At 51.6% G+C, this 22,750-nt stretch carries 21 protein-coding genes; 8 read left to right on the forward strand and 13 right to left on the reverse strand.

Annotated elements, in window-relative coordinates; translation table 11 throughout:
• Positions 1-190 precede the first annotated feature (190 nt).
• The 5 genes from J3P35_RS10595 to J3P35_RS10615 all read right to left on the reverse strand — a co-directional run bounded on the left by J3P35_RS10595 (position 191) and on the right by J3P35_RS10615 (position 5,167).
• A complete protein-coding gene (locus J3P35_RS10595) occupies positions 191-901 on the reverse strand; it encodes a hypothetical protein (RefSeq protein WP_210464580.1) in 711 nt (236 codons plus the stop codon).
• Between the two features lie 69 nt (positions 902-970).
• Positions 971-2,452 carry a glycogen-binding domain-containing protein gene (locus tag J3P35_RS10600; RefSeq protein WP_210464581.1) on the reverse strand — a complete coding sequence of 494 codons (1,482 nt, stop codon included), beginning with the start codon at positions 2,450-2,452 and terminating at the stop codon, positions 971-973.
• Positions 2,443-3,441 (reverse strand): aspartyl protease family protein, encoded by a 999-nt coding sequence (locus tag J3P35_RS10605; protein ID WP_210464582.1) that lies wholly within the window; start codon positions 3,439-3,441, stop codon positions 2,443-2,445. Before J3P35_RS10605 ends, J3P35_RS10600 begins: the two co-directional genes overlap by 10 nt.
• Positions 3,442-3,847: 406 nt before the next feature.
• The gene (locus J3P35_RS10610; protein ID WP_210464583.1) at positions 3,848-4,429 is read right to left on the reverse strand and encodes a hypothetical protein; all 582 of its coding nucleotides are present in this window, start codon (positions 4,427-4,429) and stop codon (positions 3,848-3,850) included.
• A 12-nt stretch (positions 4,430-4,441) separates the two neighbouring features.
• Positions 4,442-5,167: a hypothetical protein gene (locus J3P35_RS10615; protein ID WP_210464584.1), complete on the reverse strand. Its 726-nt coding sequence runs from the start codon at positions 5,165-5,167 to the stop codon at positions 4,442-4,444.
• A 202-nt stretch (positions 5,168-5,369) separates the two neighbouring features.
• Here J3P35_RS10615 and J3P35_RS10620 point away from each other — a divergent pair, with 202 nt between their 5' ends.
• Complete coding sequence (locus J3P35_RS10620; protein ID WP_210464585.1) at positions 5,370-6,884, forward strand: hypothetical protein; 1,515 nt, start codon at positions 5,370-5,372, stop codon at positions 6,882-6,884.
• Between the two features lie 72 nt (positions 6,885-6,956).
• Here J3P35_RS10620 and J3P35_RS10625 read toward each other — a convergent pair whose 3' ends face one another.
• Positions 6,957-7,985 (reverse strand): threonine aldolase family protein, encoded by a 1,029-nt coding sequence (locus J3P35_RS10625; RefSeq protein WP_210464586.1) that lies wholly within the window; start codon positions 7,983-7,985, stop codon positions 6,957-6,959.
• Positions 7,986-8,061: 76 nt separating this feature from the next.
• Here J3P35_RS10625 and J3P35_RS10630 point away from each other — a divergent pair, with 76 nt between their 5' ends.
• Positions 8,062-8,241, forward strand: a complete 180-nt coding sequence (locus J3P35_RS10630) for a hypothetical protein (protein WP_210464587.1) — start codon at positions 8,062-8,064, stop codon at positions 8,239-8,241.
• Between the two features lie 101 nt (positions 8,242-8,342).
• Here J3P35_RS10630 and J3P35_RS10635 read toward each other — a convergent pair whose 3' ends face one another.
• Positions 8,343-8,840 (reverse strand): metallophosphoesterase family protein, encoded by a 498-nt coding sequence (locus J3P35_RS10635; RefSeq protein ID WP_210464588.1) that lies wholly within the window; start codon positions 8,838-8,840, stop codon positions 8,343-8,345.
• 209 nt (positions 8,841-9,049) lie between these two features.
• Entirely contained in the window at positions 9,050-9,688 is a 639-nt protein-coding gene (gene pyrE / locus J3P35_RS10640; RefSeq protein WP_210464589.1) for an orotate phosphoribosyltransferase, read from the reverse strand.
• Positions 9,689-9,744: 56 nt separating this feature from the next.
• Between pyrE and J3P35_RS10645 the strand changes: the two genes are divergently transcribed.
• Positions 9,745-10,476 (forward strand): NUDIX hydrolase, encoded by a 732-nt coding sequence (locus tag J3P35_RS10645; RefSeq protein WP_246850160.1) that lies wholly within the window; start codon positions 9,745-9,747, stop codon positions 10,474-10,476.
• On the opposite strand, the gene coaD is transcribed toward J3P35_RS10645, so the two are convergent.
• The 3 genes from coaD to J3P35_RS10660 all read right to left on the reverse strand — a co-directional run bounded on the left by coaD (position 10,427) and on the right by J3P35_RS10660 (position 14,461).
• Positions 10,427-10,918, reverse strand: coding sequence for a pantetheine-phosphate adenylyltransferase (gene coaD / locus J3P35_RS10650; protein ID WP_210464590.1), 492 nt, complete (start codon positions 10,916-10,918; stop codon positions 10,427-10,429). The two genes, J3P35_RS10645 and coaD, sit on opposite strands and share 50 nt — an antisense overlap.
• A 635-nt stretch (positions 10,919-11,553) precedes the next feature.
• Positions 11,554-12,291 carry a response regulator transcription factor gene (locus J3P35_RS10655; protein ID WP_210464591.1) on the reverse strand — a complete coding sequence of 246 codons (738 nt, stop codon included), beginning with the start codon at positions 12,289-12,291 and terminating at the stop codon, positions 11,554-11,556.
• 31 nt (positions 12,292-12,322) lie between these two features.
• Positions 12,323-14,461, reverse strand: coding sequence for a sensor histidine kinase (locus tag J3P35_RS10660; RefSeq protein WP_210464592.1), 2,139 nt, complete (start codon positions 14,459-14,461; stop codon positions 12,323-12,325).
• A 147-nt stretch (positions 14,462-14,608) separates the two neighbouring features.
• Between J3P35_RS10660 and J3P35_RS10665 the strand changes: the two genes are divergently transcribed.
• The 3 genes from J3P35_RS10665 to J3P35_RS10675 all read left to right on the forward strand — a co-directional run bounded on the left by J3P35_RS10665 (position 14,609) and on the right by J3P35_RS10675 (position 18,484).
• The gene (locus tag J3P35_RS10665) at positions 14,609-15,706 is read left to right on the forward strand and encodes a T9SS type A sorting domain-containing protein (RefSeq protein ID WP_210464593.1); all 1,098 of its coding nucleotides are present in this window, start codon (positions 14,609-14,611) and stop codon (positions 15,704-15,706) included.
• A gap of 102 nt (positions 15,707-15,808) precedes the next feature.
• A complete protein-coding gene (locus J3P35_RS10670; RefSeq protein WP_210464594.1) occupies positions 15,809-17,797 on the forward strand; it encodes a M1 family aminopeptidase in 1,989 nt (662 codons plus the stop codon).
• A gap of 216 nt (positions 17,798-18,013) precedes the next feature.
• Entirely contained in the window at positions 18,014-18,484 is a 471-nt protein-coding gene (locus tag J3P35_RS10675; RefSeq protein WP_223808909.1) for a hypothetical protein, read from the forward strand.
• 135 nt (positions 18,485-18,619) lie between these two features.
• Here J3P35_RS10675 and J3P35_RS10680 read toward each other — a convergent pair whose 3' ends face one another.
• Complete coding sequence (locus tag J3P35_RS10680; protein WP_210464595.1) at positions 18,620-19,051, reverse strand: DUF2147 domain-containing protein; 432 nt, start codon at positions 19,049-19,051, stop codon at positions 18,620-18,622.
• Between the two features lie 117 nt (positions 19,052-19,168).
• Here J3P35_RS10680 and J3P35_RS10685 point away from each other — a divergent pair, with 117 nt between their 5' ends.
• Positions 19,169-19,537, forward strand: a complete 369-nt coding sequence (locus J3P35_RS10685) for a hypothetical protein (RefSeq protein WP_210464596.1) — start codon at positions 19,169-19,171, stop codon at positions 19,535-19,537.
• A gap of 613 nt (positions 19,538-20,150) precedes the next feature.
• Here the strand turns inward: J3P35_RS10685 and J3P35_RS10690 are convergent.
• Entirely contained in the window at positions 20,151-20,753 is a 603-nt protein-coding gene (locus tag J3P35_RS10690) for a C40 family peptidase (RefSeq protein ID WP_210464597.1), read from the reverse strand.
• 125 nt (positions 20,754-20,878) lie between these two features.
• Between J3P35_RS10690 and J3P35_RS10695 the strand changes: the two genes are divergently transcribed.
• Positions 20,879-22,675 (forward strand): M61 family metallopeptidase, encoded by a 1,797-nt coding sequence (locus tag J3P35_RS10695; protein ID WP_246850161.1) that lies wholly within the window; start codon positions 20,879-20,881, stop codon positions 22,673-22,675.
• Positions 22,676-22,750: the final 75 nt, after the last annotated feature.

Here is a 22,750-nt window from a genome sequence, read left to right on the forward strand (position 1 = left end):
TCTTATGGACTGCAAAGTTACTCTAAATTATTTGAACAGCAGGGAAAATGTTTGGCTTTGCCCTGAAAGTCCAACTTCTTAAAACGATACAGGGCGTTTTATAGCTGTTTTCACAGAATCAGGCCTGAATAGGCTTCCAAGGCTGTAGGCAGTCAGAATCTGCAAAAATCAACCGGAGGTCAATACCAGCTTAGCTGTTTTTGAGGAAGTCCTGCAGGCGCTGGCCCATTTCCTGGAGGGTGAGCATCACGGCCTCCTGCTGGATGCGTCTTCTGGCTTCCTGCTGGTCCAACTCGTTCTCCTTTTTCTGACCAAGCATGTCTTTGGTGATGATGACCGAGAAAGGCACTATGCCGGTTCTTACGTCCAGCAGGAGCGCCTGCGTAGTGGCAAAGGCCTTGATGTCAGACTTGGAAAAGAGCTTGTACTGGGAGTACATGTCATGGGTAGAGGAATAGACCAGCACTAAGTCAGCCTGCATCCGCACGGCAGCTTCCCGCAGACCCGTGAAAGTGACCGGCTGAGGCAGAAGCAGGTCAGGGACAATGGTCACCTTGGTTACTTTCCCGGATTTCTTCAGGTGGTCTTCCAGAAGATCGGCGTAGGCTTGCTGGCTTTTCTGGTAGGTCTCATCGGTCCACTGGTACCTTTTTACCGCGGCGTTTTCCAGGTTCACCACCGCCACCCTTATGGGGGATGGCAGCTTGTAAGGCGCATGTAGCATCCGCTGGATGTTCTCCTCTGTAATGGTGGAGGCCTTGTCATTGAAGAGGGACTGGGTCAAGGGATCCACAAAAGAAATAAGCCCCTGTTGTTCCAAAGAAGGTCTCACCTCTGGTTGGGTAACAGTACAGGCGCTCAGCAGAAGGCAGGAAAGGACAGCAGCGAGGTTTTGTTTCATGGGTGTTTTGCGCAAAATGGCCTTAAAACAGACAAAGTCTGGCTGGAAAATCCTTGTTAAAATAAACAACTATTGTTCAATCCAGATAATGGAGTTTCCGGTGTGGTGCTCGTTCTGTTCCCAGAGTTTGTTGTCCGGGTCAATGATCCAATCGCCGTCTACAATGAATTTATAGCGGTTCTTACCTATGGGTAAATGGACATTGAAAACCCAGTCGTTTCCTTCTTTTCTCATGAGCAGCGCCTTGGGGTCCCAGTTGTTGAAGTCCCCGGCCACATAGACTTCCTTGGCCTTGCCGTAATTCTTCAGCCGGAAAGTATGGTTGGGGGAGATGATGAGGTAAGAGTTGCCCGTACCCTCGGGGTTGCCCACTTTCAAGGGATTGGCCGGGTCCAGGATCCATTGGTTGTCCACCTTGAACTTGTAGGAGTAGTTTCCCGGCCCGATAGAGTAAGGAAGCTCCCAACCAGTGGCGGTCTTTTTCATGGGCAGCTCAAAATCCCGCCAGTTGTTGAAAGAGCCCGCCAGGAAGACCGCTTTGGCCGAGGTATAGCCATCCAGTTTGAACAAGCGGGTTGGCCCCACCCGCAGGATGGAGTTGACGCTGTTGTGTTCGTTGGGAACGGTTTCGGGGTTGGTGGGGTCATGGTGCCACTCTCCGTCTACTATGTACTTGTAGATATGCGTGCCATGGGATAAAAACAGAGGCAACTCCCAGCCTTTGGCGGTTTTGTTCATCAGGAGGTCGCGTTCGCGCCAGTTGTTGAAGGAACCCGCCAAATACACGCGCTTGGCATTGGGGTAGCCCGGAAGCCTGAAAACCGTATTAGTCTTGTAATACACAGAGTTTACGTTCCCCCGGCCGTCATTCTCCCGCAGTTGGTTGTCAGTGTCAATGGTCCAGTTGCCGTCCACCACAAACTTGTACCAGTGCTTTCCGGCCTGCAGCGGAACGCGAGCGATCCAGCCGCTGTCAGTTTTGGCCATGGCCAGCTTGTTAGGGGCCCATAGATTGAAACTGCCGGCCAGAAACACGTTCCTGGCTTGCAAGGCATTGCGGAGGTAAAAAGTGACTACAGAGTCTTTCTCTGGGAAAGCCTTCTTGTTTTTGAACCGGTTATGGCCAAACACCACATTCTGGTTGATGACCGGGAAAAGCGCCTGCCGGTACCCTTCTTTGTCACTGAAGATGATGCGGTCTACTGGGTCTTTGATATCCTCAAACACCATGAGGGGCTTGCTGAACACCACCACTTGGTTGTCGTTCTGCTCCATGCGCCAGCCCTGCTGAAAGAGGGAATCGGCGGATTGGGTTCTGAAGAACTGTTTCAGGCCAACGTCTGTGAGGTTGAACTGCACCAGGAAAGAGTCAAGGGCGGCCGGGGAGATCTTCTTGCTCAGCTCAATGAACATCTTGCCGTCTCTGACCATGTATTTTTTAACCGGCTCCTGGGCATAGGTCTGCACCTGCAGGGCCAACCCCAACAAGAGGGTGCACCAGCAAAGGCGGAGAAGCCGCAGTAGACAGGACCGGTTTGTGTTTATTTCCATATGTATAATTCGCGCCTCACAAAATTAAAGCCTATTTTATTATTGTTCACTGCCAGGAAGTCAAACCCCAGCACCCCATTGATACACCCGTTGTAGGAAAAGCAGGTGTTCTCCAGGCTGGTGATAAGCACCGGCAGCGAGGGGATGTCCTGGGTACCGAACCTCACGTTCTTCATATCGCCGCGCAGGGCCTCTATCTTCCGGTTGCCCGTGCCGCTCAACAAGACCCTGCCGGTAATCTCTACGTTCTCAAAGACCTTGTTGGGCAGACGGCTGTCCAGGATATTGGTCTCAGCGCCGCAATCAATGATGAAATCAATTTTCTTGCCAGCCATCTCGGTATGGGCAATGATGCGGTTGTCCTTCAGGTCAATGGGGATGTTGTGGTAAGTGGAAGTGTCCCGCAGGAAAGCGCTTCGGTACGTATCAGCTTCCTTTTTGCCTATCTGGTGCAGGTAAATGAGGCTTCGCTCGTAATCTATGATCATCTCACACTGCCTGAACAGTTCCATGCCCAGCAGCCCTAATATCTTAACCCCTTTGGTGTTCTCTAAGTGCCCTAAACTGGTTAAATCTGCCTTGAGCCGGTTGTAGCGGAGGGTGCCCAGGGTGAAATTCTTTACCACCGTTTTACTTACCCCAGCGGTGGAGCCGGTAACACTGGTCCGCTGCGCGCCGCTGTCCCGGGTCTTGGGGTAATCCCGGAAATAGGTGAGGTTGAGGACCAGGTTCTGGGCGCCGGTATCCAGAATGAAGTTGCCCAAGGTGGTATCGGCACGGGCCTGCAGCAGGATCAGGTTGCCGGCTCGGGTGAAGGGAATTACGGAGGAGGCAGAATCATCCCCGGCAAAAAGGAAGGGGATGGAAAAGGAGGAAAGCGTTCTACCCAAAGCTGGCAGAGACATTTTGGGGTGGTTGCGGGGTTTGCCGGTCTCCTTTGTTTTCGCATCCACCACGCCATTGCCCAACATCAGCAGGAGCAATGCCACAAGCCTCACCATTATGGAACGGAACGGAAAAAACATATAGAAAGGAGGTTGCTTTATGCTGTAGGGAAGTCTGGAGCCAGTATTTCGCAGGTCTGGGTTTGCCAAAGCAAAGTAGCATAAAAGATAGCAAAATCTTTATATTAGTGAAACAACCTTTTTGTATTTAACACAACATTAACGCCCTTGTCCTTTCCGGTTTTAGCTGAGGGAAATCTATTGACCGGTTCTCCTGGCAGAGAAAAAAGGAAGACATTCTTTGATTTCTGGTTACCCTATTTGCCTAAAGAAATGCCCTGCGCTTTGGGCCTGTTTTAGAAAAGCAGGCTCAAAGCGCAGGGCAGTTGAAAAGTTTTAACTCTGTTTCCCGTGCGTTTTTTATAAAACGCCCCCTGAACGGCAAATTCAATTACTGTCTGGATGGCATGGAGGCCAGTATAGCCACAAACGCGGCCAAGGCGATGCCTCCGCCAATGGCCGCTTTGCCTACTTTGCGTTTGTGGGCCTGGTGCCGGTAACCATTGTAATAATACTGGTCGCTTAGCAGGGCAGGGTTGGGTACTTCCTTGGGATTGACTTTGGGCGGAATGGCCGCGATGAGCACGGTGCCCGGGATGCCCAACAACAGCGTTGCCCCTATAGACCCTAACACGGCATTGGTGCCCCTGTAATACTGCCGGGCATCCATCTGGCCCTGCCGGTACATATCCTGAGAAGAAAGAACAGGTGTGGTTCCTTTCTCCTCTACGGGTGGGTGCATCAGTTCATTTTTACCGTTGGCGTACTTCACCATGAAAACCTCTTTGCGGGCGAGGGTGAAGAGGCTGTCGGCAAACTTGGCTGGTTGGGTGTACTGCACCTTGTCTGGGGTAATCTCCAGCACTTTGGCTTTTATTTCCTCACCCGAGGTTTTGAAGATAATATCCTGAGCCAGGGTCTGGTTCAAGGCGCCTAAAAAGAAGAGCAGGAACAGGTAAGTAAAGGCTTTCATAGGTGTACGCAGTTAAAATTGTCTTGAATTGAACCCGAACAAAAGGCTGAACCGCACGCCGCCATTACCGGGTACAAAAGCCAGGTTCACGGGGAAATTGACTCCCTCAGATTTAAAGTTGGTACCAATGGCGAAAGCCACCCCGGCACTGGCGGGCGTAAGGTTGGGGCCCACCCCAAACTCAAAGCCTTTGGGTCCGCGCAGGCCCACCATGGCATTGAGGCTGGGCACAAACTTGTTTTGCTCCAGGCCACCTACCAGCGGGATGAACTCAAACAAACCAGACATGCCCTTGGAGGTGGTGAAAATCCGGGTTTCAAATTGCCAGCCAAACTGCGTAAGAAAAGGATTAACATTGAATTCCTCCTTGGCTTTGTCAGCGAGGGAACCGGAGATGAGGGTGAACCCCAACCTGGGCCCGCTTAACTTCACGTGGGGCATCAGTTGGTTTTCAGAAGTGGTGCCAGAAAGGGTAGGGACATTGTTACTCACCGAGGGCACCGGCGCGTTGAAGGTTTCCTTGCTGCCATTGGCATACTTGATCATGAACACCTCCTTTTTAAGGATAGAGATGAGAGGTCCCTCCAGGTAATCAGCCCGTTGGTACTTCACCAGATCAGGAGTGATCTCCCGAATCTTGGCCGAAATCTCCTCGCCGTTTCGCTTAATGATCAAATCCTGCGCCTGGGCCATAACCCAGTAGAAAAGGACCACCAGCAAGAGTAAAGCTTTTTTCATAATCGTTCAGGTAATGGTTAAACTATAAGGTGCAGTGAAGGTAGATTGGGAGTTCAGGAAAAGAATATTAAGTTTATGAAATCCTTACTTTTGTATAAGCTTATAATATGGCGTAAGTATTTGAAAAATAGATTAAAGTGTTTATTTTATCTTACTTTAAAAACTCACGTGAACTCTTCTAAACCTTCACTTACTACTATCAATGGATGATTTGAGAATCACCATTTCCACATTGTCCCCGGAGGGTGTGAAGGAGTTCGCCTCTTTTATTCAGCGGCACAAGAAAAGGAAGGACAGGAAGGATTATGAGTTGTTCAAGTTGCTGCTGCAAAAGCAGAAACTGAGTCCGGCGCAGATCATGGACAGGCTGTATGGTCCGGAGCCGAATCCATCGGCGTACTACGCGCTGCGCAAGCGCCTCATGCAGCACCTCACCGATTTTATTGTGCTCAAGCGCATGCAGGAAGACCCCACCGCAGATTCCAGCATTATGGGAGCGCTTTCCATGGCCCGATACCTGTTTGAGGCGCAGGCAGACCGCCTGGCCTGGAACCTTCTCCGGAAAGCCGAGCACCTGGCCGCCGCCCATGAGCAGTTTGATCTCCTCAACTCGGTGTACAACCTCCAGATTGAAAGGGCAGACAGCGAGTTCGCCGACGATTTGGACCTGATTATCAAAAAACGGAACCAAAACAAGGCCGCCGCCGATGAAGACGAGCGCGCAAACATTGCCAGTAGTATCATAGGCAAGCAACTGGAACGCTCCCGGCGGGAGGGGCGGGACCTCCAGTTTGCGGCCACCATCCAAGCGGTGCTGCAAACCTACGGGCTTACCGAGGCGGTGAGCCAACGGCCGCCGCTGTTCTTCAAACTCATGTCTATTGCCCGGGCCGCCGTCCTGGCCCGCCGCGACTACTATACCTTTGAACCTTATATAATAGAGCGTTATCGGGCCATGGCCTCCCACCTGAATATGACCCAGGCGCACCAGTACTACAAGATCAGGTTACTGTACATGATTGCGCACGTACTGTACCGCAACCGCAAGTTTGCCCAGTCAAACGGGTACTTGGAGGAGATGCACGCGGTGCTACAGACCCAGGGCAGAAGTTATCTCACCGCGTTCTACCCCAAATATCTTTTCCTTAAAAGCGCCAACGGGGCCTTCCAGCGGAACCTGCCGCAGGCCATCCAACTGCTGGAAGAACTGCTGCAGGCTAAAACCATCACCTTGCCGCACCGTGACATGCTCACCGCCCGCATGGGCCTGAGTTTTCTGTATTTCGCGCAGGGTAATTTCCAGAAGGCCAACAACCTGCTGGTGTACATCAATCACTCAGATAAATGGTGTGAGCGGATCATGGGGCGGGAGTGGGTGCTCAAGAAGAACCTGGGCGAGCTAATTATCCAATACGAGTTCGGGAATCTGGACCTGGCTCTGGACCGGGCAAAAGGCATCCGGCGCAGTTATAAAGACCTGCTGTCTCTTCCGGCTTACAGCAATGCCAGTTCTTTCCTGCAACTCATCACCTATTTAATAGAGCAACCTGATTTGGCCACCCGCAAGCTGTTTCTGCAACAGGTAGAATCCATGCTCACGTTTGTGCCCGCCGAGCAGGAGGATTTGCAGGCCATGAGCTTCTATGCCTGGCTCAAGGCCAAGATGCAGGGCCGCCGGTATTATGACGTGCTGCTGGAACTGGCCCATGCTTCTTAAAAGATAAATTCCCGTTTAGGACCTGTTTCTAGTGAAACTGGCTCTAAACGGGGACTTGGCATACGGGGAGGCTTAGGCCTTGAAATCTGAAATGGCGTTGATAATGCCGGAGATCATGTCATCTGTCAGGTCCAGGTGGGTCACAAACCTGATTTGCTGCGGCCCGAAGGTGGTGGCCAGGATGTTTTTGGTCTCCAGGTAGCTGATGAAGCCATCGGGGTTAACCTCAGGGGCCAGGGTGAAGATGACGATGTTGGTATCCACAGAAAGCACCTCGGTTACGTAAGGCGCAGCCTCCAAAGCTTTCCCTAAGAGCTTGGCTCTGTCATGGTCTATCTGCAAACGTTGAATGTTGTTTTGAAGGGCGTACAATCCGGCTGCCGCCAGAAAACCAGCTTGCCGCCAGCCACCGCCTAAGGCTTTGCGCACTCTTTTCGCCTGTTCAATCATGCGCTTCGGTCCCAGCAGCAGGGAGCCTACCGGTGCGCCCAATCCTTTTGAAAGGCAAACCGAGATGGTGTTGAAGTAGCGGCTGTATTCCTTTGGGTTCTCACCGGTGGCTACCAAGGCATTGAACACCCGGGCTCCGTCTAAGTGCAGAGGCAGATTATTCCGGCGGCAAACTTCTGAGATAGCGGCAATTTCCTCTACCGTGTAATAAGAACCGCCTCCTTTGTTGCTGGTGTTTTCCAGAGATACCAGGCTGGTAACCGGATAGTGGATATTGTCTGGGTTAATGGCCGCTTCAATTTGCTGCGGGCTCATCCGGCCGCGTACTCCCTCAATCAGTTTGACAGAAGCAGCGGAGTTAAAGGCAATACCACCCACCTCATATAAATAGATATGGCTGGTGCGGTCACAGATCACCTCGGTGAGTGGCTGGGTATGCAGTTTGATGGCAATCTGGTTTGTCATGGTACCGGAAGGGCAGAAGAGGCCGGCTTCCATGCCAAATAGGCTGGCGCCGTATTCCTGTAACTCGTTCACGATGGGGTCTTCACTGTACACATCATCACCCACCTGGGCCTGGAACATGGCTTCCAGCATAGCCGGAGTGGGTTTGGTAACGGTGTCGCTCCGGAGATCAATCAAAGGATTCATGTGTTTTTTTAAGCTGAACTATTGAGAATGTAAAAGTAATAACTTACTTTTGCGATTCAATTTTAAATATTGACCGATGGCAGTTACTAGATTAAAAAGAAAAGACCGTAAGAATAAAGCAAGACAGAACAACAAAGTGCGTGTGATCAAGCAATTGTTGTCTACTCCGGTAATTAAGAACGTGGATGTTGAAGAGCTGAAAGCTCGTTTCACTTCTGCTCCAGCCGCTAGCGCGGAAGTTGCTACAGCTGAGTAATTCTGCGTTTTTTCGTTCGCCTACTGCCTTTCGGCAAACTGTACGCGATTACTCTTACTACAAGATAGTTGAAAGTGTAACCTCTGTTGGTTACACTTTTTTTATGCCCTTTTGCCAAGCTCAATAGCCTGGAGTTTCTGCACCTTTCCGTCTTGTACCTCAAACCGCATCATGGTGCGCATGGTGTGAAAGCCGTGCCGCCCGGCCGCTCCGGGATTAAGGTGCAACAGGTTGCCGTGCTTAGGGTCCTGCATTACTTTCAAGATGTGGGAGTGCCCGCAGATAAACAGGCCAGGTGGATTTTCTTTGATCATCGCGCGCACCTCTGGCGCATATTTGCCGGGGTACCCCCCGATGTGAGTCATCAACACATCCAGCCCATTGCAATCGAACCGCAGGTTCTTGGGGTGAAGCGCCCGCACATCGGGCCCGTCAATGTTGCCGTACACCCCCCGCATCGGCGCCACCGTGGCCAGCCGCTCAGAAACAGCCGCTATCCCGAAATCACCCGCGTGCCAGATCTCATCAACCCCCTCCAGCAGCGCCAGAATACGGTCATCCAGGTAACTGTGCGTATCAGAGATCAGGCCGATTTTCATGTGGTAATGTGCTAATTATTTAAGGTGCTGATGTGCTATTCAGAATACCTGTTGGGCAGATAAGGTAGGATACGGCCTCACCGGAGCTTCAGTTTTCGGCTTGTTTTATGGAAACAAGCCGAAAACTGAGGTTTTCATCTCCAAATCTGCACATCCCCAAATTTCCAATTTAAAGAAATAGCACATCAGCACATTAATCAATTAGCACATTAAATTCCCCACGTCTCGGGTGCCTTGCGCCATTGCTCCAGGGTGGCGATGGCCTCCTGGGAGATGTAGCCTTGGGTAGCGGCTGTTTCCAGGAGGGCGTTGTAGTTGCTGAGGCAGATGGTGGGGATACCGGCGGCAGTGAAATTTTCATCGGCCTGGGCAAAGCCGTAGGTGAAAATGGCGGCCATGCCTATGACCTCGCCTCCGGCGGCCTGCACGGCTTTGGCGGCTTTGAGCGAGGATCCGCCCGTGGAAATCAGGTCCTCAATAAGTACAACCCGCTGGCCGGGCTGTAATTTTCCTTCAATTTGGTTCCCCATTCCATGGCTCTTTGGCTCGGGGCGTACGTATAAGTACGGCAAGTTCAGTATATCTGCCACCAGGGCACCCTGCGCAATGCCTGCCGTGGCTACTCCGGCAATGGCTTGTACGCCCGGAAATTGCTGCTGAATGGCCTCTGCCAGGGCATTTTTAATATAAGAACGAATATGCGGATAAGAGAGCGTAACGCGGTTATCGCAGTAGATGGGGGAGTTCCAGCCGGAGCTCCACTTGAAAGGCTGCTCCGGACGGAGCCGCACCGCTTGGGTTTCAAGGAGGTAAGCCGCAATCTGAGCGGCAGTTTCTGTGTGTGGCATGGGCGAAATTACACAAATAGTAGTAATGTTTTCCTGCATCCTACTTCTTGTGCCCTATGAAAATTCTTTCTTATTTTGTACCTCCTTACGCGCCTTACATAAGCGACAACTTCATGAATGTCTTTATCAACGACATCCCACTGATTATTAAAAAAAGCAGTGAAAAGATCTTTAAGCACAAATACGATTTAGTGCTCGGTAAAGACGATCAGTTTACTTCCAAGGATTTGGTGGGCGATGTGCTCATCCGCGACGTTGACTCTGTTCTGATTGACCGCTTGGTGCGGCTCATGGAAGTGAAGAAACTCAAGAAATTGGAGTCCCTCACGCTGGTCACCGACAAAAAGAAGAAACTCATTGCGCACCTCAAAGATCAGTTCAAGATCATTAAGGCAGCCGGTGGCCTGGTAGTGAAAGAAGGAAAGATCCTGATGATCTACCGCATGGGCATGTGGGACCTGCCCAAAGGCAAAATCAAGAAATCTGAGGAAACAACCCTAGGCGCCCTGCGCGAGGTGGAGGAGGAATGCAACATCAAGGTGGCCATCACCGGTGAACTACCCAACACCTGGCATTCCTATGCCTATAAAGGGAACAAGATCCTGAAGAAGACCAGCTGGTTTACCATGCAGTGCCTTGATGACACCTACATGAAACCGCAAGCCGAGGAATTCATTGAAGAAGTGCGCTTCATGACCCCAGACGAAGTGCTGGAGGTGCTGCCCGAGTCCTACACCTCTATTCAGTTTGTGGTGCGGGACTATCTGAAGGCAATGAAGAAAGGCTGAAAGGTATAAACTCCTGCACGTTGCCGCCAAAACGGTGAATCTCCCTAATGATAGAAGAGTTGATGGCCGCCAGCGAGGGCGAGGTAATGAGAAACACAGTCTCCAGTTCAGGATTGATGTGCCGATTGGCCTGCGCAATGGTGTTCTCGTACTCAAAATCTGTAGTGTTGCGTAAACCGCGCAGCAGGAACCTGGCGCCCACTTCTTTCGCGAAATCGGCGGTGAGGCCTTTGTAGGCCTGCACCCACACCTGCGGATTATCCTTGAACACCCCTTCAATGATGGACACCATCTCCTGCACCGGAAAATAGCGGTTCTTGCTGCTGTTGTTGCCAATGGCAATAATAATGTTGTCAAACAGCTCACAGCCCCGCTGCACCACATCATAGTGCCCGTTGGTGAAAGGGTCAAAAGAACCGGGGAAGATGGCAATGCGCTTCATAGGGTAGCAGGTGAGAGGTGGGTTTTAAGAATTTCCGGCGGTGAAGATGCTGAAAATATTCTGTTCCTGTACCCCTCAGATTCCCCAAATGTTTTCACCTGCGCTGATTTAAGCCTCTTTTCCGGAAAACAGGCTCTAAACAGTTGGTGTAATTCCAAAATATTAACCCTTTTTTGTAGAGGCAATTCCATGTGGTTGCCCCCATGCGTCTCTTACCGCAACTCAAGTTGTTGGTGATAAAACCAACAAAGGCGACTTTTCAATAGCACATTACCAAGCTTATCAAATAATGGAAACAAGCACGTATTCCGTCCCCCTTTGAAGGGGTAGGGGGATGACAGTACCGTTAGAAGAACCATCAGTACCGGCTAAGAAACAATTCAAAATGATTCTCGGGAATACCATGACCTGCTGGTGTCAACGCCCCTCTGCGCTCTCCTCTAGGGGAGAATCCTCGGTTCCATTTGTTGGTGTTATTACCAATAGTATGTATTGCGGTGGCCTGCGCAAGGGTAACCACAAGTGATTGCTACTACATTTCTAAATCGTACTCAAAGTAAAAGTGCGTTTGTGCCTGCTTATGCAAAAACAGGCACAAAACGCACTTTCTATTTAATGGCTTAAGGTAGCCTGGTTTATACAGAAGGAGCCAAGACCTGGGCCTCGTTCACGGGTGCCACCAACCGGAAGCCGTTGCCGTGTACGTTGATAATTTCCACGGTGGGGTCTCCTTTGAGGTATTTCCGGAGTTTGGTCACGAAGACATCCATGCTGCGGGCGGTGAAGTAGTTGTCATCTTTCCAGATTTTGCTCAGGGCCACCTCGCGGGGTAGCACGTCATTGAGGTACTGGCATAGCAGTAGGAGCAGTTCTGCTTCTTTTGGGGAGAGTTTCTGCGTTTCCGCGCCGCGGGTGATGAGGCGGGTTTTGAAGTTGAAATGGTAAGAGCCCAGGTTGTACTCCGTGGCGGTGGATTTCTCGGCCGGGGCTGGGGCGGCCTTGCGCTGCAGAATGGCTTTGAGTTTGCAGAGCAGAATCTCAGAATCAAAAGGTTTGGTGATGTAGTCATCGGCACCAATCCTGAAACCTTCCAGCATATCGGCCTTCATGGCTTTGGCTGTGAGGAAGATCACGGGCATCAATGGGTCGGCTTTCTTGATATCGGCGGCCAGGGAGAAACCATCCTTCAGGGGCATCATTACGTCTAGAATGCAACCGTCAAACATCTCTTTCTGAAACATGTGCAGCCCTTGCATGCCATCGGTGCAGAGTGTTACCGCATAGTCATGCAGCTCAAGGTAATCTTTCAGAACCATCCCGAAGTTAGGATCATCTTCTACCAGTAAAAGGCGGGTGTCAGGGTTTGTTGTCATGAAATCTTACTTTAAGGATGATTGAATTGCGTTAAACTGCATGTTTTTGGAAAGGAAGCCATAAAGTGAATTTGCTGCCTTTGCCTAATTCACTGCGCAGGTGGATGCTGCCGGCGTGCGCCTCGGCCATGGTTTTGACGTAGCTCAGGCCCAGCCCGAAGCCTTTCACGTTATGCACGTTGCCGGTGGGCACCCGGTAGAACTTCTCAAACACTTTCTTCTGCGCCTCGCGCGACATGCCGGAACCTTGGTCTTCCACGGAGATGTGCAGGCCCTTGGAAATAGTAGTGGTCTGGATCACGATCTTGGGCGCGTTGGGCGAGTACTTGTTGGCGTTGTCCAGCAGGTTGCCTATCATGTTAGACAGGTGGCCGGGGTCGGCCCAGACGTAAGGGGTGCGGGCGTCTAGTTTCAGGTCCAGGGTGCCCTGGCGCTGCTCAATATGGAGTTGGAACGGCTCGGCCGCTTTCTTGATCAGCTGGTGCACGTCTACTTCCTCAAAGGCTAGTTGCAGGGTGCGGCGCTCCATTTGGGCCGTTTGCAGTACCTTCTCCACCTGCTGGTGCATGCGCCGGTTCTCGTCTTTGATGATGCGCGCGTAATAGTCTACCCGCACTTCGTCTTTCCGCACTTTAGGGTTCACCAAAGCATCCAAGGCCAGGGAAATGGTGGCGATGGGCGTTTTGAACTCGTGCGTCATGTTATTGATGAAGTCATTCTTGATCTCGGAGATCTTCTTCTGCCGCAGGATGGTGTACAGGGTGAAGGAGAAAGTCAGGATAATGATAAGCGTGAACAGCACCGAGATAGCCGACGGGAGCAGTAGGCTTTGCCAGACATAGAGGTTACGGTCTGGGAAGTTCAGCAGCAGGAAACCCGGCGCGGTCATCACGTCATTGGGGAAAAGGCGCACCGCGTATTCGTTCTCCCGTAGGTTGGAAGGAATGAGCACGTTGGGGGAGGAGGTTAGTATGAGGTTGGTATTTCCCGGGGTGGCTGCCGTGCGCAAGGTGCAGTTATAGCGGATGTTGATGTTATGGTTGGCCAGTTCGGTGATGAGCAAGTCATTTACCTTCAGCTCCTGCAGGCGCTCGGCCAGCGGTTTTTCCTTGCGTACGTACTCAACGGCCATCTGCTGCATCACTTTATTCAGGGACTGGGCTTTGGCTACGGCTTTCTGGTTTTTGTTTTTTTCATGGAATACGTGCTGTGCGGGCGCCACAGTGGGTGCCTTGCCGGGTTGCACAGCCAAAGGAATCTGCGTTGGGGTAAGCGTTCTGGCTCCTTGAAGGACAATGGTGCTCCCTTTGGCAGTTCCTTTGGTAGCCGGGTAGTAACGCGCCATTTTATGGCCATGCACCACCGTGTCCTTAGTAATAGTAAGGGCTTGCCAGACCTGTTTGCCCAACAGGGTATCCGTGACCACGTCAATGACATTGCCGCGCACGTTCACCGCTCTAATGTTCTTAGTGGGGAGCCGTAGCAACTGCTGTTGCCTGGCCCGGGTGACCGAGTCATAGCTCATCCGGAGGACGAAGGCTGAGTCAACTTTAGACCGCTGGAAATGAGTGGGGCTGCTTTTTTTGAAAAGGGAGTCTATCTGCGGTTTCTGGGAAGCCAGTATTTTCCAGACGATGACTGAATCTGCGGGGCCTTTCCCGAAGATCTCCAGGTTGTCTTTCACCGGACCGCTGTGGGAATCGCGCACGTACGTTCTGCCATGCAGTTCCTGGTACCTGGTTGCTTCCTGGGCCCGGCCCATGGTAATGGCTTCGGCTTGGGTGACCATTACTTTCACAGGAGACAAGGTAAGTCGGGCGGGGGGCACGGTAGTGACATTGACGGGTGCCGCAGGGGCGGGGGCATGGGTCTTTTTAGGCTGTTTTTTCGCTTTTAAAGCCGAAACAGGCCGGCTTTTCTCTACAGCCACCGGAGCCTCGGTAGACAAGGCCGCCGCCCTGATCTGGGGAGCCTTCTCCTGGAGGTAATACACTGCCTCCTTGGTTTCTAACCGGCGGGCTACCTGTTGCAGCGCATCATGCACGTTCCGGTCAAAAACCTCTTCCTCCATCCGTACTGCATGGTGAATCCAGTAGACCTGGAACCCTATCAGCCCTATGAGCGAGATAGTCATCAGCACAATGACCCAAAGCAATGTTTTCTTTCTCATCTCTACAAAGATAAAGGCTTAAATGAGGGCAAACCTTACTTTAACTTTTCATTAACAGACTTTAACGGAGCCTTAACCTCTTTCCAAAAAGATACCCGGTAATATTGTATGAATCAACACCATAGCCTCATCTAAATTACAATTGTTATGAGAAAGAAACAATACACGTTCCTCTGCCTGCTGTCCTTACTGTTCCTGACAACGGCCTCTTTTCTGCCCGCCCAGGCACAGGAAAAGGCACAGGGTAAGGCCAAAGAGAAAACCAAGGCCATTCCCGGCAAGCAGGCCCGGGTGAAGATAGTGAAGCAGGAAGGCGACTCCTATTTTGTGCTGGACACCACCCTCACCATCGCCGATGGCATGTCTCATGAAGAGGCCGTGAGAAGGTTGGAGACCAGCGGCGTCTCCTTTAAAAGCATGGGGGCAAAAGAACTGAAACCCCAAAAGATTTCGGCCGCCAAAGAATTCAAAGGTACCCGGTACCTGGTTACCTCTGGCCAGGACTCCCTTAGAACCGTGGTGTTCAAAAGAGCCATTTCAGATACCGTATTCACCAAAGGTGGTCCTATAAGGGTCTTTGAGGCCCGTACCATTTTAGTGGATAGCCTCATAGGAGACAAAATCCAGGCAGTACGGGTAATGGGGCATCCGGCTATCTACCGGGAGTCCATCAAAGTTGATTCCCTCCTCGGCCCTCATAGGTTCATTCGGTTAGACAGTGCCCTTCAACTGAAAGCCGATACTTTCCTTTTGAGTGAAACCATAAGGGTAGAGAAGAACGGTACCGATGGCGAGGTAAAGGTCATAAGGGTTAGGCCGGGCAGGGCGGGAGATGCCCTGGAAACTGGTGAATACAACGTCATCAAACTCAGAAACCCTGGCCAGAACAACCTCATCATCCTGAGGCCTTCCAAAGCAGGCAAACCGGATGAAAAGAAGCAGTCATTGAAAGCCTCTAAAAAGAGTAAGAAAAAAGAAGCAGAGGTTCCTGCCAAACTGGACCTGCAGTTCTTTCCCAATCCTACGAACGGGGAGGTGAATATAAACTTCTTTTCGCAAAAGAAGACCAAAGCGCAGGTGCGGGTGGTAGACAGTCAGGGCAAAACAGTGTACCAGGAAGACCTGGGCGCGGTGCAAGGGCAAGTGTACAAACGTATGAATTTGGCCAGGTATGGCAAGGGCGTGTACGTGGTGCAATTGCAACTGGGTAAGACCGCCCAATCGGGGAAAGTAGTAGTGCAATAGCTTTTTATTTGTATGTTTGGCAAAGAGGCCTGGAAGTAATTTCCGGGCCTCTTTTGCGTTCAAGATTTACTACTTTTTCACGCACTACCGTATAGCAGGAGTATGAAAATACCCTTACCCGTTCTCTCTCCCTTTTATGCTTCAAAGAACCTCCTTTTAGCCTTGATTGTCTGGGTGATAGGGTCTTCTGGCTGTCTTTTTGCTCAAAGCATTGAAACCCAATCCTGCGCGGCCGCCAGGGTTACCGGTACCCCCATGCTGTTAGCCGATGGTATCACTTCTGAGGACCATAGGGGCCTTATGCGCCAGTACGATATGCTCTGGTATAAACTGGACCTGGCGCTGGAAAGGACTTCCCTGGACATCAGCGGCAGCGTGACTTTGTATGCCTCTGTGCAGGCCAATAATCTAACCGAGTTCGCCTTTGAGCTGCACCCTAATTTTGCCATCCAGCGGGTGCTGCTGGACGGAGCACCTTGTACTGTACGCCGGAATGGGGTGGAGGTAGTGGCGGTGCTGCCCACCGCAAAGGCGCGGCAGCAGAAGGTCAGGGTGCAGGTGTTTTATTCAGGGAAAGCTCCCGCTGGCGCCAGCGCCGCCATTGGAAACGGATTCTCTTCCGAGGTTGCCCAGCCCTGGAACCAGCAGGTGGCCTGGAGCCTGAGCGAACCGTTCGCGGCCCATGAGTGGTTCCCGGTGAAGCAGCTGTTGGAAGACAAGGCAGACTCTGTGGAAGTATGGGTGACCACGGATGTCTCAAACAAAGTAGGTTCTAACGGGCTGCTGCAGCGGGTGACACCCCTGCCAAACCAGAAACACCGCTATGAGTGGAAATCCAATTACCCCATTGCGTATTACCTGATCTCTGTGGCCGTGGGGCAGTATGAGGAGTATTCTTACCAGGTGCCGTTGCCCGGAGCCGCGCAACCTATGCTGGTACAGAACTTCCTTTACCCGGGAGCGCTGGGCACTTTCAAAGCCGAGGTAGACCGCACCGGGCAATTCCTGCAGCTGTTTTCTGAGTTGTTCGGGTTATATCCTTTTTACAAAGAGAAGTACGGGCACAGCATGGCGCCCATTGGAGGCGGTATGGAGCACCAGACCATGACCACCCAATCAACCTTTGAGTTTTCGCTCACGGCCCATGAACTGGCGCACCAGTGGTGGGGCGATGAGGTGACCTGCGCAGACTGGAGCCACATTTGGCTCAATGAGGGCTTCGCCTCTTACGGCGAGTTCCTGGCCATTGAGAGACTGCTGCCGGCTCAACGGTTGAACTGGTTGAACCGGTCGGTGCAGAGCGCCCAAACCCAACCCCAGGGATCGGTGTTCGTGAAGGACAGCACCAACGTGGGCCGCATCTTCAGCGCTGCCCTTTCTTACCGCAAAGGGGCCATGGTGTTGCACATGCTGCGGCACACCCTGCAGAGCGATGCGCTCTTCTTTCAGGCGCTGCAGGCTTACCGGAACGAATTCAGGTACAAAGTGGCTACCACCCGTGATTTCCAGAAGGTGGTGGAGCGCGTGAGCGGGCGCTCACTGCAGTACTTTTTTGACCAGTGGGTTTATGGCGAGGGATTCCCCGTATTCAATATCTCCTGGGCGCAGCGGGGAAACCAACTATTCCTCAAAAGCCAACAAACAGGTACCAGCCAAGCGACGCCTTTTTTCACCACCGAGGTGGAGTACAAGATCAGTACCTCGGTGAAAGACACGGTAGTGGTGGTGCAGCAGAACCAGCCCACCCAGGATTACCAAATTACCGTGGCGGGGGAGGTCCTGGGCATTGAGGTAGACCCAGACCAGTGGCTTTTGGAATCGGTGAGCAGCGTGCAGCAGGATGCCTCCATAATCCCGACAGACCAGGAAACGGTGCTGGTGTATCCCAATCCCACCCAGGGCGAGGTGAACCTGAAAAGCCTGCAGGGCGTGCCTGAGCAGATTTCTATCTATGACATGGCAGGCCGGCACATCCGGACTTTTGAGCCAACGAGCCTTTCTTTTTCCATTGCGGATTTGGGCGCGGGAGCCTATTTCCTGCGGCTTAAATACGGAGACAAATTCACGCAAGTGCGGGTATTGAAGCTGTAATAATATTATTCTTCTTTTTTAGTTGTTTTTTGCCAACAAAAGTTTAGTTTTTCAGTTTATAGCTTTGCAAGTTCTTCTGAACTGCTCCCTTGCTGTTTTACGTCTCATTTCCTCAAAATAGCCTGAAAACGCCCTGTCTACCGGTCAGATGTATTCCATCTGCAGACAGATAAACCATTGTTGGATATATAAATTGTACCTTATAAAACTATGTCTATGACTACTGAAACCGCCCTTGACCTAGATATAAAGCATAGGTTATTAGACGAGTGCCTGCGCCAGCAGACAGATTTTGTGGACCACGCCCGGCAAGCCATGGAAGAAGCCCAGTCCAGCGCCAATGAAAGCCAGGGGGCAATTGAAGATAAGTTTGAGTCCTTCAGGGAGGCTTGCCAGATCCAGCGGGATATGTTCGCTAAGCAATTGGATGAGGCCATTGGGAAACTGAGCATCCTTAAGCGGATCGTGCGCAGCAAAGTGAATGAGGATGTTTCTCTGGGCTCCATTGTGCGCACAGACGCCCAGAACTATTTCATCTCGGTGAGTTTGGGTGAGATCAACGTGGATGGGGAGAAATACTTCGCCATTTCAGCGGCCTCGCCGGTTTTCCAGGCCATGGCCGGCAAAACCAAAGGAGAGTCTTTTATCTTCAGAGACAAGAAAATCACCATCCTGGACCTGTTGTAGTATTCTATTCACACCATTCCTATCAAAAAAAGTATTTAGGGCTAGTGCTCTTTCCCCCAGAAGAAGCAAGGGCCTAAAAGCAAAGCGGGAACCCCATAAGAGGTTCCCGCTTTGCTTTTATAGGGGTGGGGCTGATTATTGCACCCGCGTCCAGGTCTGGGACCGACCGATAAGGGAAATGCCAATGTAGCCTTTCACCTCCAATTTGTCCTGGCCCAATAATTTCATGTATGAAGAATAGGTCTTGCCAGATTTAGGGTCATAGATGGTGCCATCGTCCCATTTGTCTCCGCCTACCGGTGAGAAGTTCTTCAGGAAAACCAAGCCCATGATAGGGCGCTTCTGCAGTTTAGGGTCTGGGTTGAACTGATCTACTTTGGGTTTACCATCCCGGTTGGGTTCTTTGAGCCATATGATCTTTCCGCATAGTTTATCGCCGCACTGGTAAATTTCAAAACGGGCTTCTTTCTCTTCGTTGGTCCAAACGCCAATTGGAGATTTTTTCTGAGCCCAACCAAGGGTGGAGGCAAGGCAAAGGAAAAGGGCAAACAAAAAGATCTTTCTCATACGTGTGTTGATGTTTGTTTTATGGTTTTCTAAATATAAGCAAATTATAATCCAAAAATATTCCGCTGCGCCCGTTTGCCGTAGAATGTTTGAAAGAAGCCCAAAAACAGAAAACCCATGCGAAAAACGCTGCTCATCACCCAGGGCATTTATTATGCCCTAACCGGAATCTGGCCCTTGGTGCACATGCCCAGTTTCCTGGCGGTCACAGGACCTAAGAATGAAGTGTGGCTGGTGGTAACGGTGGGCATACTGGTGCTGGCTATTGGGGCGGCCCTATTTACGGCGGCTTTCCAGCGGCAGGAAGAGCGGAGCGCCGGGGTGCTGGGCTTCTTTAGTGCAGTGGGTTTAGGGGCAGTGGATGTGCGGTACGCCACCCATGAAGTGATCAGAGATGTGTACCTACTGGATGCCGTGGGGGAGTTCTTGCTGGCGCTGGCTTGGGTCTATGTATTTTTCAAAACCCGGGAATCTACCGGGAAATAAAAAACATAAATTTTTTCATCAAACCTTTTGAACTATCCTTCCGTCTTTTAACTTTATAAAACGGAAGCGAGTGCTCCGGGCCCCTCTGGCAAACCCATAATTTACTTGGTGTAAGCGGTCGGGTTTATGTCGGACTAAAAGAAAGGAGGTAAAAGTGTCTAATCCCAGTAAAAATGTATTAAGCCTAGCTCATGTGTCAACCGTTAACCGTGTTGAAGCTTGCTAACTAGACTTCGTCTACTGGCGAATCCGGCATGAGGTAGCCCAATGCGACTGAGAGGCAGTTCTCTTTCGTGTCGCTTGATACCATTTCAAAGGATTCCATACCCGGCTACTGCAGTGGCCGGGTATTTTTTTGTCCGTACTTTTTGCTAATGCCTCGGTATATACTGACAATCAACTGGTTAAAATTTGTATTTAAAAGATGACCAGCATTTTAGACCTGATTATAATCCCGGGAATAATACAGCAAACCTCAGGGAGTGAGGGTTAAAGAGGAAAGGATAGGAGGATACCATCTGCCAAAGCCCATACGGGTCGGTAGCCAAACAATTGGTTTAGATTGTTTTAAGCCCTGTTTTCCTTAACCTGGCCAGAAACAGGATGGCAGAAATCAGGGAATAACCCGCCTGATATCCAGGAAACGGTCCTGGTAAAGGGTGCCTTCCAGTTCACTTACCTTCACGCCTCCGTTGGAGGAAGAGTGCACAAACTGCACGGCTTTGGGTGGGTTGGTGATGACAATGCCCACGTGACCGGGCGTTCTATCCTGGAGGTCAGTACCCGTGAAAATGACCAGGTCGCCTTTTCTGGCCTGCTGAACCGGTACACTCTCGCCTAGTTTGGCCTGCGCCGAGGAGCCGTGCGGAAGGTTGAGCCCGAACTGGTTATAGACATAGGTGATAAAGCCAGAGCAGTCAAAGCCTTCTTCGGTGACCCCGCCATAGGTATATTCTGTGCCATATCGTTGCAGGGCAAAGGCCACCAGGCTGTCTGATTTGGTAGCGTAGTTTCCTTTCAGCACCCCTAAACCCGGAGCCGAGGCTGCGTTGCGCACGGGGTGAGCCAGGGTGGAGTCGTTGTGGAATGCCTTGTCGCCACCATCTGAACTGGTCCGTCTGATCGCGCCGCCCAGGGAATCACCGGGTGCGAAAAAGACCTTGTACAGGATGAGTACAGAAAGGAGCACCCCAAAAAGAATCCATATTTTTTTCATATTATTTTCCTTTGCTGTACATACGTATTTACCGCGGTCTGCGGTTACCGGTGCTGGTTCTTTCCTTGTATTAGCCGGTTTTTAGCCGTATTATGCGCCTTTGTACTTACTACCCAAACAACTTTATGCAAAAAATAATCCATTCCTGGGCGGCCGGAGTGTTTCTGCTGCTGGCAGTGGCTTTTTCAGCCTCCGCGGCGCCTAAAATCTCTTACCGCCTTTCCATGCCCGAGCCCCAGACCCACTACTTTGAAGTGGAGATGCGGCTGGAGGACTTCAAAGGCAAAAACCTGGACCTTACCATGCCGGTGTGGGCGCCGGGCTCTTACCTCATAAGGGAGTTTCCCAAGAACGTGGAGGCTTTTGAGGCTTACGTAGGCAGTAACCGGGTTTCCTCAGGCAAACTGGACAAGAACACCTGGCGGGTAGCCTCCGGCGGCAAAGACGTCACCGTTAAATACAAGGTCTATGCCTTTGAACTGAGCGTGCGCACCAGTTTCATTGACGCAAGCCATGGCTATTTGAACGGTACCAGCGTGTTCATGTACCCCGAGGGCCACAAAGACCTGCCGTCCACCGTTACGGTGGTGCCTTTCAAAAGCTGGAGCAAAGTGTCTACGGGCCTTCCGGCGGTAGCTGGGCAGCCTTTCACCTTTAAAGCGCTCAACTATGACGTCCTCGCCGATTCTCCCTTTGAGATAGGCAACCATGAGATCCTCTCCTTTAAAAGCAACGGGGTGAAGCACGACGTAGCCATGTACGGCGACGCCAACTATGATGCCCAGCGCCTCACCGCCGATATGAAGAAGGTGACCGAAGAAGCGGCCAAGGTGTTCGGGGAATTGCCGGTGAACTACTACCTGTTCATCGTGCACAACCTGGCCAGCGGCAGCGGCGGACTGGAGCACCTTAACTCTACCACTTTGTCTACCACCCGTACCGCCTACGGCACCGAGCGAGGCTACAACGGTTTCCTGAACCTGGTGGCCCACGAGTATTTCCATCTGTGGAACGTGAAGCGCCTGCGCCCCATCGCCCTGGGACCGTTTGACTATAACCAGGAGAACTATTCCCGTATGTTGTGGGTCTCTGAAGGTTTCACCTCATACTACGCCGATGTGATCATGCGCCGGGCCGGGTTCACTTCTGAACGGGAGCATCTGGAGAAGATCGGGAGCAGCATCACCAGCGTGGAGAACACCCCGGGAAACAAAGTAGTATCAGCGGCGCAGTCCAGCTTTGATGCCTGGATCAAGCAGTACCGCCCAGATGAGAACTCCTACAACACGCATCTCTCTTACTACAGCAAGGGCGGGCTCCTGGGCATGCTCCTGGACATGGAGATCCTGAAGGCCACCAACGGCTCCAAAAGCCTGGACGATGCCATGAAAGCCATGTATGATGAGTACTACAAGAAAAAGAAGCGTGGCTTCACCGATCAGGAATTCCAGCAGGGCATAGAGAAGTTCACGGGCCGGTCTATGGATGATTTCTTCCGCCGCTACGTGTACGGTGTGGAAACCCCGGATTATAACACCTTCTTCAGCGCCGTAGGCATCTCCCTTACGGATGTGAACAAAGGCACCAATAATCCCTTGTTGGGCGCGGCCATCTCTACCACCACCGGCAAACCCGTAGTGACCACCGTTACCCGCAACGGCAGTGCCTGGCAGTCGGGCCTCAACGTGAACGATGAAATCATAGGCATGAACGGTTACCGCGTGGCGGATGACATCAACAAATCCATACCGGCCTTCTCCGTTGGCGATGTGCTGGAACTGGTGGTGAGCCGCAGCGGGCAGCTGATGATCCTGCCGGTGACGCTTCTCAAAGACCAAACCATCAAGCTCCGCGCTGATTTGGCGCCAAACGCCACCGAGGTTCAAAAGAAAAGCTACCTGAAGTGGACCAGCGCTAAATAGCGCTTCAGGGCTGCTTTTTCAAAATCAGCCTTAAAACGATTTTCCCTAAAACAGAAAGGCCGCTCTCATGAGAGC

Source organism: Rufibacter roseolus (assembly GCF_017916365.1).
Taxonomy (GTDB): domain Bacteria; phylum Bacteroidota; class Bacteroidia; order Cytophagales; family Hymenobacteraceae; genus Nibribacter; species Nibribacter roseolus.